Genomic DNA, 17,977 nt, shown 5'->3' with positions numbered 1-17,977 from the left:
TAGACAAATTATTATCCGGATGAAACGAAGTTCCATCCAACCATTGAAAAGACAAATATTACCTGGATGAAAATAGCGATCCTCTCCCCCGTAGCGTGGCGGACACCACCGCTGCACTACGGCCCCTGGGAGCAAATGGCCTCGAACGTAGCCGAAGGCCTGGAAAGTCACGGCCACGAAGTAACACTCTACGCTACTTCCAACTCACACACGCATGGAACACTTAAATCCCTGTATGCAGACGGGTATGAAGAAGACAAAAACCAGGATGCAAAGGTCATGGAGTGTATGCATATCAGTTACCTCATGGAACAGGCCGGGGACTATGATATTATCCATAATCATTTCGACTTCCTGCCGCTGACCTACTCCAGATTGGTGAAAACGCCGGTGGTAACCACGATCCACGGGTTTTCCTCGCAGAAGATCATTCCGGTGTACGAGCGTTACAATGATATCGGGCATTATGTATCCATCAGCAATTCGGACCGGAGCCCGCACTTACGTTACACGGCAACTGTGTACAACGGCATTGATCCGGACAGCTTCGATTTCTGTGAAACCCCGGAGGACTACCTCCTTTTCTTCGGCCGTATGCATCCGGACAAAGGTCCCTGTGATGCCATCGAGATCGCGAAAGCGAACAAGATGCGCCTCATCATGGCCGGCATCATCCAGGATGAAAGTTATTACCATGAGAAAGTGCAGCCCCTGATCGACGGGGAACAGATACAGTACATTGGCCCGGCCGGGCCGGTGGAACGGAACACGCTCCTTGGCAAAGCGAAAGCCCTGCTGCATCCTGTTCATTTCGATGAACCTTTCGGCCTGAGCGTGGCGGAAGCCATGATGTGCGGCACCCCGGTGATCGCCTACCGCAGAGGCTCCATGCCGGAACTTGTCAGGGATTGTGAAACAGGATTTCTGGCGAGCGGGCTGAAAGATGCGATAGAACGGGTGGATCAGCTGCATGACATCAGCCGGAAGACCTGCCGCGAATGGGCCATGTCTCAATTCAGCATGCAAAAAATGGTCGGTGATTATGTGAAGGTATATGAGCAGGTGCTTCACCGGTCATAACACCGCGAAGCACCTGCCGGAAGCCTATCCGGCTTTGATCTTTTCCAGCAGTTTCGCCAGGTTCACCGTAGCGAAGGTAGAAGCGTAATCAGAAAGACCATAGGGAATGACCAGCTCGTCATTATGGATCAGCGCACCGCAGGAATACAGCACATTCGGCACATATCCCTCCCGTTCATCCTTGTTCGGTATCAGCAGCGGCTCCTTCAGCCTGCCGATCTCCTTGGTCGGATCTTCCAGGTCCAGCAAGGTAACGCCCAGGCAATAAGTACGCATTGGCCCTACGCCATGGGTGATCACCAGCCATCCTTCCGGCGTTTCGATCGGTGAGCCGCAGTTACCGATCTGCACGAATTCCCAGGGATATTTCGGCGTTTGCAGTATCACAGGATTCTCCCAGATATTGATCTTGTCCGAATACATGATGTAATTATTGATGCCGTCTATGCGGGACATCATGGCATATTTGCCGTTGATCTTGCGGGGAAACAGCGCCAGGTTCTTGTTCTGTGCACCCTCTCCATAGAGGGGCATGATCTTGAAGTGGTAAAAGTCCCGCGTCTCCAGCAATTTCGGCTGAATGGTCACTCCGTCAAAAGCGGTGTAGGTGGCATAATAGGTCACCCCGCTTTTGTCGCCGGTATATTTCACGAAACGGGCATCCTCAATCCCGCGGCTTTCGGCATCGGAATATGGAAAGATCACCCGGTCGGAAATATCCGTATCCAGCGAAAAATTGATCTCATAATAGGAATCTGCCAGCCAGAGCAACCGTTCCAGGTTGCGTTTCAACAGATGGTCCACCTGGTAGCGTTGCTGCATTTCCCGGATCACCCGTTTCAGTTCCACATACACAAAAGTATCCGGCAGGCCGTTGCTGACCTCACGGATCACGGAATCGGGCAGTTTGATGGAGGAGGCGTTCTGAAAAAAGATATGCTTGTGATATTCTGCGTTGCGGATAATATCCGGTTCATCTACATAATTACCGGCCGGGATGATGGTAATATCATTGTTCCGGTTGATGGTAGCGCGGCGGAATACAATGGAGGATACGTGCCCTTCCCCTACTGCCCGGAAGCTGAGGATGATGCGTTTTTCCCCTTCTTCCAGCCCGCTCTGGTCCACATCCTCCACAATGGAAGGATTGAAGAACGCGGCAGACTCGATGGAAAATTCATTCGTAAAAAAAGAACCGATCAGCAACCTGCGCTTCATCTCAATGGATTCCGGATCGATCTTCAGTGCCAGGAAGAGGTTCTTCAGTTTGTCCGCATGCCTTTCGAAAACCCGGGTAATGTTCCGGTGGCGCTTGGAGAATTCACGGAGTATGGGCGTGATCGTTATATCCACCTCTACATCCGTCATTTCCATTACTTTCAGGATAATGCCCTTTGCACGGGCATCCCCGTTAAAGAAAAACCGGGCCACCACCCGTTTAAGGTCGGGTGTAACTTTTGTCGTCTGCCGTTCAATGGACAATCTCATAGATCTGTTTGTTTATTTTAAGCTTTAAATGATGATGCTCCCGAACGGCGCCGGTCTAGGCCAGGCACTGGAACCCGTCAGGCAGCACTGCCCCTTTCTTCACAACTACGATGCCATCTTTTATGGTATATTTCTCAAAATCGCCGTCTTCCATATGCTTGCCCCCGTTGATCCGCACATCGTTGCCGATGCAGGCATTCTTGTCGATAATGGCGTTATTGATATAGCAGCGGTCGCCGATACCAATAGGCGGACGGCCTTTGCTGCGGGCATTATTGATCTCGTCCAGCGTCTGATAGATGTCGTTCCCCATCAGGTAGCTGTTACTGATAGTAGTGCCTTTGCCGATCCGGGTACGAATACCCACCACGCATCTTTCCAGCCTGCTGGCGTTGATGATGCAGCCGTCCGCGATGACGGTCTTTTCCAGCGTGGTCCCGGAGATCTTGGCCGGGGGCAGCATGCGGGCACGGGAGAAGATGGTCTTGCTGTCATCGAAAAGGTTGAACTGCGGTATCTCATCCGTCAGGCCGAGATTGGCTTCAAAGAACGATGAAATATTCCCGATATCCGTCCAGTACCCTTCGTACTGAAAGCTGAGCACCTTATGCTGGTTGATGGCATTGGGTATGAGCTCCTTCCCGAAATCCGTTGCTTCCGGCTGGCCGGCCAGCAGATCGAACAGGAGCTGTTTATTGAAGATGTAGATACCCATGGACGCCAGGTATTCCCGCCCATCCCGGTGCATGTCCGCGCTTACCTCTGAGGTCCATTCCGGCAACAGTTCTTTTTTGGGTTTCTCGATGAATGCCGTGATGAAGCTCTCCTCGTTCGTTTTCAGGATGCCGAAATCCGTTGCTTCCCGGGCATGCACGGGAATGGTAGCGATGGAAATATCTGCGCCTTTGGCGATATGATGATCGATCATCTCGCGAAAATCCATCTGGTACAGCTGGTCACCCGAAAGGATCAGGGCATAGTCAAACTCGAAGTTCTCCAGGTGGCGCAGGATCTGCCTTACGGCATCCGCTGTACCCTGGAACCAGGTGGGGTTATCCGGCGTCTGTTCCGCCGCAAGAATGTCTACAAAGGCTTTGCTGAAATGCGAAAAATGGTAGGTATTCTTGATATGTTTGTTCAGCGAAGCGGAGTTGAACTGGGTCAGCACGAATATGCGGTGCAGATCCGCATTCAGGCAATTGGAAATGGGGATGTCCACCAGGCGGTATTTTCCGGCTACGGGCACTGCGGGCTTCGAACGGCTCCGGGTCAACGGATAAAGCCGGGTTCCGGCCCCTCCTCCAAGGATGATTGAGATAACGGCATTAGACATAACGTAAGATTTACTTTAGGCTGGTATAAAGATCAATATATGATTGCGCTGCTTTATCCCAGGAATGATCCAGCTGCATGATTGTTTTTTTGATGTTTGAAAATTTCACTTTACTCCTGTACAATTCCAATGCCCTCCCGATGGCATGGCACACATCACCTGTGGATGCGTGGAAAAAACGGATACCGAAACCTCCCGGATCACCGAAATCCACAACCGTATCTTTCAGCCCGCCGGTGGTCCGCACGACCGGCACAGTCCCGTAGCGCATGGCATACAGCTGGTTCAGGCCACAGGGTTCCACCCTGGAAGGCATCAGCAGAAAATCCGCACCGGCATACAGCTGATGCGAAAGCGCTTCATTATAACCGATAAAGACGTTGAAGTGCGTACCGGCATACTGCCGGGCCTGTTGCAGCATCCATTCCGTATGTGCGTCCCCGCTACCCAGGATGAGGAAATTCAGCTCACCCGGATGCTCGTATAGCGACCGGCCGATGATCTCGGGCAGGAGGTCCGCCCCCTTCTCTCCCACCAGCCTGCCGATGAAAACGAACAACGGCAGCGAAGGGTCCAGCTCAAAGGTCTTGCACAGATGCTGCTTGTTGGCCTTTTTGCCTTTGGTCACGTCCGCAAGGCCGTACCTGGTGGCGATCATCTCGTCCGTAGCCGGGTCCCACACCTTGTCATCGATACCGTTGAGGATGCCGGTAGCCTTGCTTCGCTCGGCGTTTAGCAGGCCTTCCAGCCCGTTGGCGGAATAGAACAGCTCTTCCATATAATTCGGCGATACCGTGTTCACCTTCCAGGCGCATTTGATAGCGGAAGCCAGCGGGTTGATCGCTCCCTGCCAGTCCAGCATCCCGCTTTTCCAGAGGTCGAAAGACGGGATGAGGTATAGCTTGTCCCATCCAAACTGTCCCTGGTATTGGGCATTATGGATGGTCATGACCGTAGCGATATGCTTCAGCCGGCTGTACTTATAGCCGAAACGCAGCAGGAAAGGTATCAGGCCGGTATGATGATCATGACAATGGACCACATCCGGCTGATGCTGCCATTCGTTCAGCCAGTCCAGCACCGCCACCTGGAAGCCCAGGAACCGCTCGGTATCGTTCATATAGCCGTACACGCCCGGCGTGTCCAGCAAGCCGGGGATATCCACCTGGTAAAGGTCGAATCCCAGTGCATTGGTACTTTCCTTCCAGACATTAAAGTGGTACCAGTCGTGTCCCAGCCATAATCCGCCCTGATGCACGATCTCGTAGGAATGCTTTTCCCTGAAAGCAGTGTTGTAGGCCGGCATCACCACCTTGGCGATCGTTCCGGCCGACTGTTGATATTTAGGCAAAGCACCCACCACATCTCCCAAACCGCCCACTTTTGCTACCGGGTAACACTCCGCGCTGACGTGTAAAATCTCCATGCTGATGTAATTGCTTATAAATTAACTCGGAAAACTTAGAAATCAAAGGAGTAGGGAAAAATTAAACGTTAAAATCAAAAGTACCTAAAAAAGTAACCGGCAACGTTAGCCCGTTTTAAATGTTATGCTGCCGCTGTTGTCCGGAACCGATGGTTTTGTGAGGCGGGTTCCTTATTTTTATTTATGCAATTCGGACGCGTCAACCCGGCCACACTGAATGATATCGACTTCAAACTGCCTGCAGAACCGGTTTTCAACAAAGCCGCGCTCAGGGGCAAACCCTCCGGCCGGCCGGATTTCCGGCTTGGCTGCACCAGCTGGAACCGGAAAGAATGGGTAGGCAACGTATTTCCAAAAGGTACAAAGGAAAAGGATTTCCTTACCCGGTACGCAAAAGTCTACAACAGCATTGAGCTGAATGCCACACATTACCGCATATATCCGCCGGACACGATCCGGAAATGGAAGGAAAAGGTGGCCGGGCAGGACTTCCTCTTTTGCCCGAAGGTGCCGCAGGGCATCAGCCATTACAGCAACCTGGTAAATGCCATGGACCAGACCAGCGCCTTCCTGGAAGGGGTTGTGGAGTTCGGGGAACACCTGGGGCCCATCTTCCTGCAGTTGAGCGAAAGTTTCGGCCCATCGCGGAAAAGCAACCTGTTCAACTACCTGGCCTCCCTGCCGGTGGACCTGGAGTTCTTTGTGGAGGTCCGCCACCCGGACTGGTTCAGCGATCCCCGGCACAGCCAGGAGCTTTTCAGCACCCTGCGCAACCTCAATATGGGCGCCGTGATCACGGATACAGCAGGGCGGCGGGATATGGTGCATATGCACCTCCCCATCGCCCACACTTTTATCCGTTACGTAGGCAACCACCTCCATCCTACGGATTACAGCCGTGTGGACGACTGGCTGAACCGGATCAGGTACTGGATGGACCATGGGCTGGAAAATACCTGGTTCTTCATGCATATGCCCGATGAAACGGCCGTCCCTGAACTGAGCGCCTACCTCGCAGGCAGGCTGGAAGCCATTTGCGGGTTAAAAGTGCCTTATCCGCAGACCCATTCTGATAATACCCTCTTTTAACAATCCCGGTTAAGTATTAATTTCGCGCCATGATCAAGCGTGAAAAGCTGATACAACTCGGCCAGGCTCTCAAAGGCGTGTTGTATTTCGATGATACCATGCGTACCCTCTATGCCACGGATGCCTCCGCCTACCGGGAGATGCCCCTGGCAGTGGCTATTCCGGAAGACGAAGAAGATATCAGGACCCTGATCCGTTTCGCCCGTGAGCATAAAACCTCCCTCATTCCCCGCACCGCCGGCACTTCGCTGGCCGGGCAAGTGGTGGGCAAAGGCATTATTGTGGATGTTTCACGGACGTTCACCCGCATCCTGGAGATCAATACCGCTGAAAAGTGGGTACGGGTGCAGCCCGGTGTGATCCGCGATGAGCTGAACCTTTTTCTGAAGCCCTACGGCTTCTATTTCGGGCCGGAGACCTCTACCGCCAACCGCGCCATGATCGGCGGAATGGTGGGCAACAACTCCTGCGGCTCCAATTCCGTGGTGTACGGCAGTACCCGGGAGCACCTGCTCTCCGTAAAAGCCATCCTGAGCGACGGCTCCGATGCGGTATTCGAAGCCCTCAGCCCGGAAGCCTTTCATGCCAAATGCGAAGCCAATGACGGAAAACTGGAAACAGCGCTGTACAAACAAATCCGCACCCTGCTAGGCAACGCGGACAATCAGCAGGAGATCCGGAAACAGTTCCCAAAACCGGAGATCCTCCGCCGCAATACCGGCTATGCCATTGACATGCTGCTGGAAACAGCGCCGTTCACCTATGGCCGGGAAGATTTCAATTTCTGCAAACTGATCGCCGGCTCTGAAGGCACACTGGCCTTTCTCACCGAGATACGGCTGAACATATCCCCCCTTCCACCGAAAGAAACCGGTCTGATGTGCGTGCATTTCAATACGATCGATGAATCGCTGCGCGCCAATATCATCGCCATGCGCTATAAACCAAGCGCCAGTGAACTGATCGACCATTTCATCCTGGAATGCACAAAAGACAATATCGAACAGCGCAAGAACCGCTTCTTTGTACAGGGCGACCCCGGCGCCATCCTGGTAGTGGAGTTCTGCCGCGACACCCGGGAGGAGATCACGGCCATCGCCGCACAAATGCAGGCGGAAATGCAGGCGGCGGGACTGGGATATCATTTTCCCCTCCTTTTCGGTGAGGACACCAAAAAGATATGGACTCTCCGGAAAGCCGGACTGGGCCTGCTCAGCAACCTGCCCGGCGATGAAAAGGCCGTGCCGGTGATAGAAGATACCGCTGTGGCCGTGGAAGATCTTCCCGCTTATATTGCGGAATTCAACCAGATCCTGCAGCGATACGATCTTTTCTCCGTACACTATGCCCATGCCGGCAGCGGTGAGATACACCTCCGGCCGATCCTCAACCTGAAGACCAAAGAAGGGAATGAGCTCTTCCGCATCATTGCACAGGAGATCGCCGCCCTCGTAAAAAAATATAACGGTTCCCTCAGCGGCGAGCATGGTGACGGGCGTTTGCGGGGCGAGTTCATCGAGCAGATGATCGGTCCGAAGAACTACGCTTTGCTGAAGGAGGTCAAATACGCCTGGGACCCGGAAAATATCTTCAATCCGCACAAGATCGTGGATACGCCATCCATGAACAGCATGCTGCGGTATGAACCGGGCCAGAAAGCGCCGGACCTGAAAACCGTATTCCACTTCCCGCAGCAGACCATCCTGCAGCATGCGGAACAGTGCAATGGCTCCGGAGACTGCCGCAAGACGCACCTGAGCGGCGGCACCATGTGCCCCAGTTATATGGCTACCCGCAACGAAAAGGATACCACCCGCGCCCGCGCCAACATCCTGCGGGAGTTCCTGACCCAATCCACAAAAGAGAACAGGTTCGACCATCAGGAGATATATGATGTGCTGGACCTCTGCCTGGCCTGCAAGGGATGTAAGTCCGAATGCCCCTCCAATGTGGATGTAGCGAAGATGAAGATGGAATTCCTCCAGCATTATTACGATGCCAACGGCGTATCCCTCCGTACCTGGATGATCGGCAATTTCAGGATGCTGACCAGCCTGGCCGCCATCGCCCCGGGCATGTACAACTGGCTGGTGAAAACAGCCGCGCCTTCCCGGCTGATCAAAAAGATATCCGGCTTTGCATTGGAACGCTCCATGCCAACGCTGGAAAAGAAAACACTGCGCAAATGGCTGCAACAGCACCCGCAGACCGGCAAGCAGCAAAGAAAAGTTTACCTGTTCTGCGACGAGTTCACCAATTATAACGATACCCATGTAGGCATTAAAGCCGTACAGCTGCTGCGCAGGTTGGGCTACGAGGTAATACCCGTCGATCATCCGGAAAGCGCCCGCGCGCTGCTCTCCAAAGGTTTTCTGCGGAAAGCAAAGGTCATCGCCGAAAAGAACGTGCGCCTGTTCAGCCGGCTCATCTCGGAGAAAATCCCGCTGGTGGGCATTGAGCCTTCGGCCATCCTGGGTTTCCGGGACGAGTACCCGGACCTCGTGGGCGAAACCCTGCGGGAAGACGCGAAGCAGCTGGCCAAACATGTATATATGATAGACGAGTTCCTGTCCATCGAGGCGGACCTCGGGCATATCCACAGCGGCATGTTCCGGCCGGCGCAGCAAAAGATCAGGCTGCACGGGCATTGCCAGCAGAAAGCCCTGTCCGGCGTATTGCACAGCAAAAAGATACTGAGCCTCCCCGAAGGCTACGAGGTGGAGATCATCCCTTCCGGATGCTGCGGCATGGCCGGTTCTTTCGGATATGAAAAAGAACACTATGATGTATCGATGAAGATCGGTGAACTGGTGTTATTCCCCGCCGTGCGCAACGCTGCCGAAGGAACACTGATCGCTGCGCCCGGCACCAGTTGCAGGCACCAGATCAAAGACGGAACAGGAGCGCATGCCCTGCATCCGGTGGAAATATTGCACGATGCGCTGGCCTGAATGGCCTCCCGGACAGGTAAAATGACTTAATTTTGGCAGGTATGAATAAAAAGCAAGGCCCGATAGGCGTGTTCGATTCCGGTTATGGCGGATTGACGGTACTGAAGGAAATCGTAAAAACGCTGCCGCAGTATGATTATATCTACCTGGGAGACAACAGCCGGGCGCCTTACGGGATCCGCTCTTTTGAAACTGTGTACCATTATACACTGGAATGCGTGCAGCATTTGTTCAATATGGGTTGCCACCTGGTGGTGCTGGCCTGTAATACGGCTTCTGCCAAAGCCTTACGCACCATCCAGCAAAACGACCTGCCGAAGATCGATCCGGAACGCAGGGTGCTGGGAATTATCCGGCCAACTACGGAGATCGTCGGCAAATACACCCGCAGCCGGCAGGTGGGCATTTTCGGCACCACAGGAACAGTTAATTCGCAGAGTTATCCTATCGAGATAGAAAAATTCTTTCCGGATGTCACCGTGTACCAGCAGGCCTGCCCGATGTGGGTGCCGCTGGTGGAAAACGATGAGTATAACAGCGATGGCGCCGATTTTTTCATCCGGAAATACGTCCGCCAGCTGATGGTACAATCGGCTGATATCGATACGATCGTATTGGGATGCACGCATTATCCCCTGCTCATCGGTAAGCTGCAGCAACATCTGCCGCCGGGTGTGCAGTTGCTTTCACAGGGAAGCATTGCAGCAGCCGGTTTGAAAGACTATCTGCAAAGACATCCGGAAATGGCGGAAAAATGCAGCACCGGCGGAACAAGAGAATTCTTTACCACGGACGATACCGAGACCTTCGACCGGCAGGCAGGCATCTTTTTTGAGGCGCCTGTCAAAAGCAGGCACCTGTCCTTATAATTCGTATATTTAGTTTAAACAGACCTTTATCATATGCTTAGTAAAACGATCCAAGAAGCACTGAACGCCCAGGTTGCGCTGGAAGCCGCCTCATCGCAGGCCTACCTCGCTATGGCCTCCTGGGCAGACATTCAGCCTGGCCTGCCAGGCGTTTCCGACTTCTTCTATAACCAGTCCGATGAGGAAAGAGTGCACATGCTTAAACTGATCAAGTTCGTGAATGAACGCGGCGGATTTGGTATTGTGCCGCACCTGGGGCAGCCCATCATCACCTTCCAGTCACTCAAGAGAGTATTTGAAGAATTCCTTGCACACGAGATCAAGGTATCGGAAAGCATCAATGATCTTGTGCATATGGCGCTGCAGGAAAAGGATTATGCGACCCATAATTTCCTGCAATGGTATGTTTCCGAACAGATAGAAGAAGAAAGGCTCGCCCGCACGCTCAATGAAAAGCTTGAGCTGATCGGGGGAGACAAGAGTGGTCTTTACCTGTTTGACCGTGATATCCAGAACATTCGCATGCAGATCAGCGGCGGAGGCAAAGGACATTGATATACGCCCGTTACAGCAGCGCTGTTGATACAGTGCTGCTGTATTTTCCGCTTCCATTCTGCTGTTCCCGTCCAGCATTTCCCATCCGCGACAGACCCAACCCGGTAACCAGCATATGAAACATTAATACACCTACTTATACCATAATGGACCTTACACCGATACCATCCCACATGCGTACACCACCCGGGAACAGACGGCTTTTATACAGGTATATTCTGCTGGCCGTGCTGATACTCCTGCTGATCAGCATTGTGCTCATCGGTTATTACAAACAACAGCGGTTCAGGCAGCTTCATGCCGCCGTTACAGAGCTGACGGATGTGCGCAGCCAGGTAGAACAGATAGATCATGCCATTCAGAACATGTATGCTGCGGAAAATAACTTCCGTCTCTTTACCCTCACTTATCAGCATGAACATCTTGTCAATTATATCACGGCGCTGCGGGGCATCACGGAAAGGCTGGATTCTGTGGAAGCGCAGAACCGCCGGGAAGGCAATCTGAAAGGCCTGCTGGTGGATAAGGCCTATAAAACGGGCATATACCTGGAAGTCCGTTCCATGATGGATTCTCTGCTGGCGCTGAACACCGGGTGGGATACTTCACAGCGGACCGAAGTTTTCCGTGCACCGGTCATCCCCATCGCCCGGGAAAAGGTCAGGGTAGATTCTATCATTTCCCGTACCCCCGTTGTACCCGTGAAACGAAAAAAACTGTTCGGCCGGCTGGCGGATGCTATTTCCAATAAATCCGCCAAAACGGATACGGTTGCCGGCAGGCAGATCGTCAAAACCAGCGTGTCGCTGGATACCACCGGGGATGGCCTGCAGTATAGCCAGCAACAGATGCAGAAGATACACGACTATTATAACCGGGCCTTCCGGCAAATATCACAGGGGCATGCGCAGCTGAACCGGAAAGAATACGATATGGTCGTTTCCAATGACCGGTTGCTGAAAACATTGCTCAGCAACCTTCAACTGCTGAAGGAGGATGAAATGGAAGCCGCCCGCCAACGGCAGCTGGCGCTCCGGAACGACATCGGTGCAAAGCTGAACGAGCTGAATACGGAAACCCTGTATATTATCCTGCTGATCGGAGGTCTCGGCCTGGCGATCCTTACCTTGTTATGGCGGAATTATCGCACCGGCATATCCCTTAACAGCGCCCGGCATCAGGCCATGCGATTTTCGAAGCTGAAAAGTGATTTTGTGGCCAGCATGAGCCATGAGATCAGAACACCGCTCAGTTCCGTGATAGGCTTTTCCGAACAACTGGGAAAAACCAGGTTGAATACCGAGCAGTCCGAATACGTTGGCGCTATTAATTTATCCGCCAATATGCTGCTTTCCGTTGTCAACAACGTACTGGATTTTTCCAAGCTGGAAGAGAACAAGCTCACCCTGGAAAGCGCTCCTTTCTCTCCCGGAAAAGTCATCGACGATATTGCCCGGGGGCTCCATATCAAAGCAACGGAAAAAGGCATCGGACTACAGGCCGCCTGCAATTTTCCCAGAGAAGTGACCGTGAACGGCGATGCATTCCGGCTTAAACAGATCCTGTTCAATCTTGTAGGAAATGCCATCAAGTTCACCAGCCGCGGCGAAGTAACCATTACCGCCACCCTGCGCCAGATACAGGGCAAAATGTTGCTGGAAGTAACGGTGACCGACACTGGTGTGGGCATTGACAAAAAAAATCTTTCGCATATTTTCGAAGAATTCACACAGGCAGGGGCTGGCAGTGCCAGGGCGGAAGGCACCGGGCTGGGGCTGACCATCGTGAAGAAGATCATAGACCTGCACGGAGGGGAGATACAAGTCACCAGTACGCCAGGCAAAGGTTCTGCCTTCCGGTTCTCCATTCCCTACAAACCTTCGGATGCGCAGATGGTACTGATCACCAAGAGGCCCCAGGAACCCGCTGCAGTTACCATGCCCAGGGTATCGCATGTACTGCTGGCGGACGACAATACGCTTAACCGCAGGCTGCTGGAACTGATCCTGAAAAAGCTGAAAGTAAATTACCGGTCCGCAGAAAACGGGAAAGAAGCGCTGAAGCTGCTGGAAGAACATGATTTCGATATTGTGCTTACCGACATACAGATGCCCGTGATGGACGGCCTTACACTCACACATCAGATCCGCCTCCTGAAAGACCCGAAAAAAGCATCCCTGCCCATACTCGCCATCACCGGCAATGTAGTGAAAGAAGACCTGGACAAGTATATGGCCGCAGGCATGAATGGCTATATTCTCAAACCCTTCCGCGAACAGGATGTACTGGAAAAGATCACGTCTTTCAGCGGCAAGGAAAGCCCGCCGGTCGTTGAATCCGGCGCAAAAAAATAACCACGCGCGAAGCGTGGTTAAGGTCATTAGATACCTGGCTGTAGCAATCTTGTCGCCAGGATTTCTTTGCTAAACGTAAACTGCAGCAAGCATGGCAAGGATAGTGCCATGCACTATTCCTTTCATAATCACCTCATTATCAAAAGTATTGGTATTGCTGTCATGTGCGATTCTGTACAGTGATGTTCGCATACGGACACCCTTTGTTCATCAGCATTGCAAAACTGAGCGCACCGGCAACATACGCTGGCACATCGAGCCAGTCCGCCGTAAACCGGCTGTCCAGCGCAGGGAAGAGCCATTCACCAACCGCTATCGCCAGCAAAGTACCGGCAACGATCCGTTCCCGTGACAGCCGGCAGGCAGGACCCGCGCCGTAACGCAACCGGTTTATCAGCCGGCGTTCCGCAGCATGGCAATGCAGCATTATGGGTACGAACAGAAAGGGATCAAGGTAGTTGTCTGCAAACGGAATGCGTATGCCGAGCACTTTTTGCGACAGCTGGTGCAATAGAAAGACCAGCAGCATCAGGAGGAAAGGAATGGAGAAGAATGGTTTCATATCAGAATGCGGCGAGGAAAACAAAGAACAGGATGATCATGATCACCGGGGATAATGCCAGCAACAGGACAAAAACGGGAATTTTCAGGATCAGCTTCAATATAGCCAATACTGCGGGGTCCCGGGGGGAAGGCTTCATCCAGTTGATCAGCATGTTAAAACGGTCTTTGATCATGCCGATAAAATCCACTCCCTGGTTATCCTTCATAGCTGTTTTTGGGGTTAGATGTTTCAAAGACCGTGCCTGAGGGATAACAAAAATGGGGAGCATTGCTGCCTCCCCATGCTGTTGATTGTCAAAATAATTTTACTGTTGGGGAACCTTTACGGCCTGCCTGCCGACGAGCTTCCATTTTCCGCCATCCCGGCCCCATACCAGCATGATGTGGAGGTGCACGGAACCTGGTTTGCCGCCATCATTGCTTTTGGCGTTCAGTGTATGCCGTACGACGGCCGTTTGTCCGGTTACGGCAATAGTCTGATCGCTGAGGTCAATGCTCACAAAATCCGACTGCCCGCTGAGCAGGCTCCCGATAAAAGCGGCCTTGTCTTCAATCTTGCCGGAAGAATGGCCGTAGCTCAGCTTCGTGGCCGTCAACCGGTCCAGCTCCGCCTGATCCGCGTCCACCATGGCTTTTCGCAATGCTTCCACAGCACTGGCCACGGCAGCTTCATCTTTGGTCTGTGCAGCGGCAAAATTGAAGAAGGAACTCAACATGATAATGGATAATAAGTATTTCATCAGTTAATATTTGTTTTATCAGCCGGATGGGATCCGTTCAGTTTAACAATTTTCATACGGGTTTGGTGGAACCCTTTCAAAATACAAAATGTTTATTCACTTTTCAGGAAAAAGTTAGCTTCGCAGGAGGAAACTGTTCCGTCTCTGTTGCCCGGCATAAGCGAAGTATCAGTAGATTTTCTTTAAGTTGTGTAAAAATCCTGTAAAACCACTATCCATGATGAAGCCGGCATGTTCAAAATAATCATTAAACACACAGGGGAATGATTATTTTAAACATCCGAGGCTCCATCCGGCCCGTAAAATTAAAAATGAACGGATGAAACAGCAAAGCGTTACGCAGGCCTTCATCAACTGTCACACCCACGTATTCACGGGTGACCATGTTCCGCCCCATCTTGGCAAGAAGATGCTGCCCGGCCCCATTGGTTATATCCTCACCATTCCGCTGGTCGTCAACTTTTTCCGCTGGTGGTATTACCGGGTCAAGCCGCTTTATTTCGGGCGTACGGCCCGGCGTTTAAGGAAGCGGTACTATGAGGCCGGCCTCTGGCTGCACCGGTACAAAGCCATCAGCCTGTTGCTGACGCTCGCGGGGATCATACTTACTATTGATGCGCTGCTGATCATCATAGCCTGGGGAGGCGAGTTCCTTTCCTACGAAACGCAATTCAGGGAGGTAACGGCGTTCTTCTACCGATGGCATTTGCTTCCATCCTCACCCCTTCTCCAATACGGCATTATCATCCTGGTGCTGCTGATCATACCATCCGGCCGCAACCTCGTGTGGTTCGTGGCTTCCCGGACCCTGCGGCTGCTGAAGGTGCTGCCCGGACCCAAGACGCGCCAGTACCTCATCCGGTACATGAGCATCGGCCGGTTCGCTTTCTACCGGAAGCAGCACAATATCTTTCATACCCTCACCCGGCAATATCCCCTGCGCACCCGCTTCGTGATCCTGCCCATGGATATGGACCATATGGATGCCGGCCGGCCACGCAGCAACTACATGCAGCAACTGGCAGAGCTGAAAAAACTCCGCCGCAACAACCCGGATACCGCCCTGCCTTTCGTGTTCGCCGATCCGAGGCGCATCGCCGCAGATCCGGGATATATGCAAACGATCAGGGAATGTATGGAAAAAGAGCATTTCAGGGGCATCAAGACCTACCCGGCACTGGGTTATTATCCATTCGACAAAGACCTGCTGCCGCTGATGCTATACGCCTGTGAACACGATATTCCTGTGCTGAACCATTGCATCCGCGGGGTGATCTTCTATCGCGGTGAAAAGAAAAAAGAATGGAACTACCATCCCGTTTTCTCGCAGGCTACCGATGATGAAAAACTGCAACTGTTCCAGAAAAAGAACGTGGACTTCTCCACGAACTTCACGCATCCGCTCAATTATCTCTGCCTGCTGGACGAGAAACGGCTGCGGCAGTTGCTGATCCACTACAACGACCCGGCGCTCTTTTCCCTGTTCGGTTTCCGGGATGCCGGAACACCGCTGGAGAAGGACCTTTCCCGGTTGAAGATCTGTTTCGGGCATTTTGGCGGAGAAGATGAATGGCTGCGGTACCTGGAAAGCGACCGCGATCTGCGGAACAATAACCTGCAGTTTCACCCGGACAGGGGGTTGAACTTTTCAGAGGATTCTGCGCTGGAAGGGATCTGGCGTTATGCCAGCTGGTTCAGTATCATTTACAGCCTCATGCTCCAATATCCGAATGTGTACGCAGATATCAGTTACATTCTGCATGATGCCCGCACCCATCCCCTGCTGAAGACCACTTTGTTACCGCAAAGCGGCATAGCGGACCGGGTGCTGTTCGGAACGGATTTCTATGTGGTGAGGAACCAGTTGTCGGACAAACAGATATGGACGAATATGGTAGCCGCCCTTTCACCGGAAGAACTGACGCAAATGGCAGTGCTCAATCCACGGCGTTTCCTCTTTAACAGGATACATGGGGAGGTGGATCAGGCGTAAACAATCCCGTTTTTGCATTTTTTCGATAAAAAAAACCATGGCTGAGAGAAGAATGGTGATCCGGGATCACACCTCTCGCAGCCATGGTTATGATGTTCTTAAACGCTTGCACTGTTGGGACAGCGTACCTGTCCCGCAATTGAATATTATACCTTTCCGAAGGCCTGCTCCATATCGGCTTTGATGTCATCAATATGCTCAATGCCAAGGGAAATACGCAGCAGTCCGGGTTCCACTCCGGCAGCCCGCTGTTCTTCCTCACTCAGTTGCTGATGCGTAGTGGTAGCAGGATGGATGATCAGTGTTTTGGAATCACCGACATTCGCCAGATGGTATATCAACTGTAACGATTGTACGAATTTATCGGCCGCGTCTTTGCCTCCTTTGATCTTGAAAGACAGTACTCCACCAAAGCCATGCTTCAGGTATTTCTTGCCCAGCTCATGGTATTTATTGCCCGGCAGCCCCGGATAATTAACGGATTCAACGGAGGGATGCTGCTGCAGCCATGTTGCCAGGCTGAGGGCATTTTCAACAGTTCGTTGTACACGGAGGGACAGGGTTTCCAGTCCCTGCAGGAACAGGAAGGCATTCTGCGGCGCCAGCGACGGCCCCCAGCTGCGCAGGCCGGTCACCCGGGCACGAATGATGTAGGCGATATTGCCAAAGGGGCTTTCCACTCCGAAAACCTCCCAGAACTTCATGCCGTGATAAGCATCATCCGGATCGGTGAATTGTTTGAACTTGCCGTTGCCCCAGTTGTAGTTTCCGCCATCTACAATTATACCACCGATGCTGTTGCCATGTCCGCCGATCCATTTGGTAGCCGCCTGTACAACAATATTAGCACCGTGTTCGATAGGCCGGAAGAGGTAGCCGGCCGCCCCGAAGGTATTGTCCACCACCAGCGGCAGGTCATGCTTCTTTGCCAGTGCCGCGATCTTTTCAAAGTCCGGGATCGCAAAACCCGGGTTGCCGATCGTTTCCACATAGATCGCTTTTGTACGGTCATCGATCTGGGCCTCAAAACTGGCCGGATCATCCAGATCCGCAAAGCGGGCTTCCACCCCTATCCGCTTGAAACTTACTTTAAACTGGTTATAAGTGCCGCCGTAGAGATAGGATGAGGTGACGAAATTGTCACCCGGCAGCAGGATATTATGCAAAGCGATAAACTGCGCAGCCTGTCCGGATGCCACGGCCAGACCTCCTACCCCTCCTTCCAGGGCCGCCACCCTTTTCTCGAACACATCCGTTGTGGGGTTCATAATGCGGGTGTAGATATTGCCGAACTGTTTTAGCTGAAACAGATCGGCAGCATGCGCCGCATCATCGAAAGTATAGGAAGTTGTCTGGTAAATAGGCACAGCTGCTGCTTTCGTGGTGGCCTCTGGTTGGTAACCGGCATGGACCTGCAAGGTCTCAAATCGTAATGGTGTGTTTGACATAAATGATTGTTTTAAACGGGAATTAGTCTACAAAATAAGTAGAGTAAATAACATCACAAAATAAAACTTGCGGGAATGGTGACAGCA

At 52.5% G+C, this 17,977-nt stretch carries 14 protein-coding genes; 7 read left to right on the top strand and 7 right to left on the bottom strand.

All coding sequences use genetic code 11. The features are described from left to right. The first annotated feature begins 66 nt into the window (after positions 1-66). On the top strand, positions 67-1,080 hold the full coding sequence (locus FW415_RS14815; RefSeq protein WP_148386401.1) for a glycosyltransferase family 4 protein: 1,014 nt from the start codon (positions 67-69) through the stop codon (positions 1,078-1,080). Positions 1,081-1,104: 24 nt separating this feature from the next. Here FW415_RS14815 and FW415_RS14810 read toward each other — a convergent pair whose 3' ends face one another. Genes FW415_RS14810 through FW415_RS14800 form a run of 3 tightly spaced genes read right to left on the bottom strand, consistent with a single transcriptional unit; the run spans position 1,105 to position 5,327 of the window. Then, complete coding sequence (locus FW415_RS14810) at positions 1,105-2,568, bottom strand: glycoside hydrolase family 130 protein (RefSeq protein WP_148386398.1); 1,464 nt, start codon at positions 2,566-2,568, stop codon at positions 1,105-1,107. 55 nt (positions 2,569-2,623) lie between these two features. Further along, a complete protein-coding gene (locus FW415_RS14805) occupies positions 2,624-3,901 on the bottom strand; it encodes a glucose-1-phosphate adenylyltransferase (RefSeq protein ID WP_148386396.1) in 1,278 nt (425 codons plus the stop codon). 10 nt (positions 3,902-3,911) lie between these two features. Next, positions 3,912-5,327, bottom strand: coding sequence for a glycogen synthase (locus FW415_RS14800; protein ID WP_148386394.1), 1,416 nt, complete (start codon positions 5,325-5,327; stop codon positions 3,912-3,914). A 183-nt stretch (positions 5,328-5,510) separates the two neighbouring features. Here FW415_RS14800 and FW415_RS14795 point away from each other — a divergent pair, with 183 nt between their 5' ends. The 5 genes from FW415_RS14795 (at position 5,511) to FW415_RS14775 (ending at position 13,145) form a co-directional block, all read left to right on the top strand. After that, positions 5,511-6,416 (top strand): DUF72 domain-containing protein, encoded by a 906-nt coding sequence (locus tag FW415_RS14795; protein ID WP_148386391.1) that lies wholly within the window; start codon positions 5,511-5,513, stop codon positions 6,414-6,416. Between the two features lie 29 nt (positions 6,417-6,445). Continuing rightward, entirely contained in the window at positions 6,446-9,367 is a 2,922-nt protein-coding gene (locus tag FW415_RS14790; protein WP_148386389.1) for an FAD-binding and (Fe-S)-binding domain-containing protein, read from the top strand. Positions 9,368-9,408: 41 nt separating this feature from the next. After that, on the top strand, positions 9,409-10,236 hold the full coding sequence (gene murI, locus FW415_RS14785; RefSeq protein WP_148386386.1) for a glutamate racemase: 828 nt from the start codon (positions 9,409-9,411) through the stop codon (positions 10,234-10,236). Positions 10,237-10,269: 33 nt separating this feature from the next. Continuing rightward, complete coding sequence (locus FW415_RS14780; RefSeq protein WP_148386384.1) at positions 10,270-10,791, top strand: ferritin; 522 nt, start codon at positions 10,270-10,272, stop codon at positions 10,789-10,791. Positions 10,792-10,964: 173 nt separating this feature from the next. Next, positions 10,965-13,145: an ATP-binding protein gene (locus FW415_RS14775; protein ID WP_168208830.1), complete on the top strand. Its 2,181-nt coding sequence runs from the start codon at positions 10,965-10,967 to the stop codon at positions 13,143-13,145. 160 nt (positions 13,146-13,305) lie between these two features. Here the strand turns inward: FW415_RS14775 and FW415_RS14770 are convergent, their stop codons facing one another. The 3 genes from FW415_RS14770 to FW415_RS14760 form a co-directional block, all read right to left on the bottom strand. Further along, entirely contained in the window at positions 13,306-13,707 is a 402-nt protein-coding gene (locus FW415_RS14770; RefSeq protein WP_148386378.1) for a hypothetical protein, read from the bottom strand. Position 13,708: 1 nt separating this feature from the next. After that, positions 13,709-13,915: a hypothetical protein gene (locus tag FW415_RS14765; RefSeq protein WP_148386375.1), complete on the bottom strand. Its 207-nt coding sequence runs from the start codon at positions 13,913-13,915 to the stop codon at positions 13,709-13,711. A 99-nt stretch (positions 13,916-14,014) separates the two neighbouring features. After that, positions 14,015-14,449 carry a nuclear transport factor 2 family protein gene (locus tag FW415_RS14760; RefSeq protein WP_148386372.1) on the bottom strand — a complete coding sequence of 145 codons (435 nt, stop codon included), beginning with the start codon at positions 14,447-14,449 and terminating at the stop codon, positions 14,015-14,017. A gap of 319 nt (positions 14,450-14,768) precedes the next feature. Between FW415_RS14760 and FW415_RS14755 the strand changes: the two genes are divergently transcribed. After that, positions 14,769-16,442 (top strand): amidohydrolase family protein, encoded by a 1,674-nt coding sequence (locus FW415_RS14755; protein ID WP_148386370.1) that lies wholly within the window; start codon positions 14,769-14,771, stop codon positions 16,440-16,442. 146 nt (positions 16,443-16,588) lie between these two features. Here FW415_RS14755 and FW415_RS14750 read toward each other — a convergent pair whose 3' ends face one another. Further along, entirely contained in the window at positions 16,589-17,890 is a 1,302-nt protein-coding gene (locus FW415_RS14750; RefSeq protein ID WP_148386368.1) for an O-acetylhomoserine aminocarboxypropyltransferase/cysteine synthase family protein, read from the bottom strand. Between the last annotated feature and the right edge of the window lie 87 nt (positions 17,891-17,977).

Source organism: Chitinophaga sp. XS-30, assembly GCF_008086345.1.
Classification (GTDB): domain Bacteria; phylum Bacteroidota; class Bacteroidia; order Chitinophagales; family Chitinophagaceae; genus Chitinophaga.
This window is presented reverse-complemented; position numbering and strand designations above follow the sequence as displayed.

Excerpts from the sequence above, each read along its gene's own strand:
- FW415_RS14815 (WP_148386401.1), top strand. The coding sequence starts at position 67 with ATGAAAATAGCGATCCTCTCCCCCGTAGCGTGGCGGACACCACCGCTG.
- FW415_RS14810 (WP_148386398.1), bottom strand. The coding sequence starts at position 2,568 with ATGAGATTGTCCATTGAACGGCAGACGACAAAAGTTACACCCGACCTT.
- FW415_RS14805 (WP_148386396.1), bottom strand. The coding sequence starts at position 3,901 with ATGTCTAATGCCGTTATCTCAATCATCCTTGGAGGAGGGGCCGGAACC.
- FW415_RS14800 (WP_148386394.1), bottom strand. The coding sequence starts at position 5,327 with ATGGAGATTTTACACGTCAGCGCGGAGTGTTACCCGGTAGCAAAAGTG.
- FW415_RS14795 (WP_148386391.1), top strand. The coding sequence starts at position 5,511 with ATGCAATTCGGACGCGTCAACCCGGCCACACTGAATGATATCGACTTC.
- FW415_RS14790 (WP_148386389.1), top strand. The coding sequence starts at position 6,446 with ATGATCAAGCGTGAAAAGCTGATACAACTCGGCCAGGCTCTCAAAGGC.
- murI (WP_148386386.1), top strand. The coding sequence starts at position 9,409 with ATGAATAAAAAGCAAGGCCCGATAGGCGTGTTCGATTCCGGTTATGGC.
- FW415_RS14780 (WP_148386384.1), top strand. The coding sequence starts at position 10,270 with ATGCTTAGTAAAACGATCCAAGAAGCACTGAACGCCCAGGTTGCGCTG.
- FW415_RS14775 (WP_168208830.1), top strand. The coding sequence starts at position 10,965 with ATGCGTACACCACCCGGGAACAGACGGCTTTTATACAGGTATATTCTG.
- FW415_RS14770 (WP_148386378.1), bottom strand. The coding sequence starts at position 13,707 with ATGAAACCATTCTTCTCCATTCCTTTCCTCCTGATGCTGCTGGTCTTT.
- FW415_RS14765 (WP_148386375.1), bottom strand. The coding sequence starts at position 13,915 with ATGAAGGATAACCAGGGAGTGGATTTTATCGGCATGATCAAAGACCGT.
- FW415_RS14760 (WP_148386372.1), bottom strand. The coding sequence starts at position 14,449 with ATGAAATACTTATTATCCATTATCATGTTGAGTTCCTTCTTCAATTTT.
- FW415_RS14755 (WP_148386370.1), top strand. The coding sequence starts at position 14,769 with ATGAAACAGCAAAGCGTTACGCAGGCCTTCATCAACTGTCACACCCAC.
- FW415_RS14750 (WP_148386368.1), bottom strand. The coding sequence starts at position 17,890 with ATGTCAAACACACCATTACGATTTGAGACCTTGCAGGTCCATGCCGGT.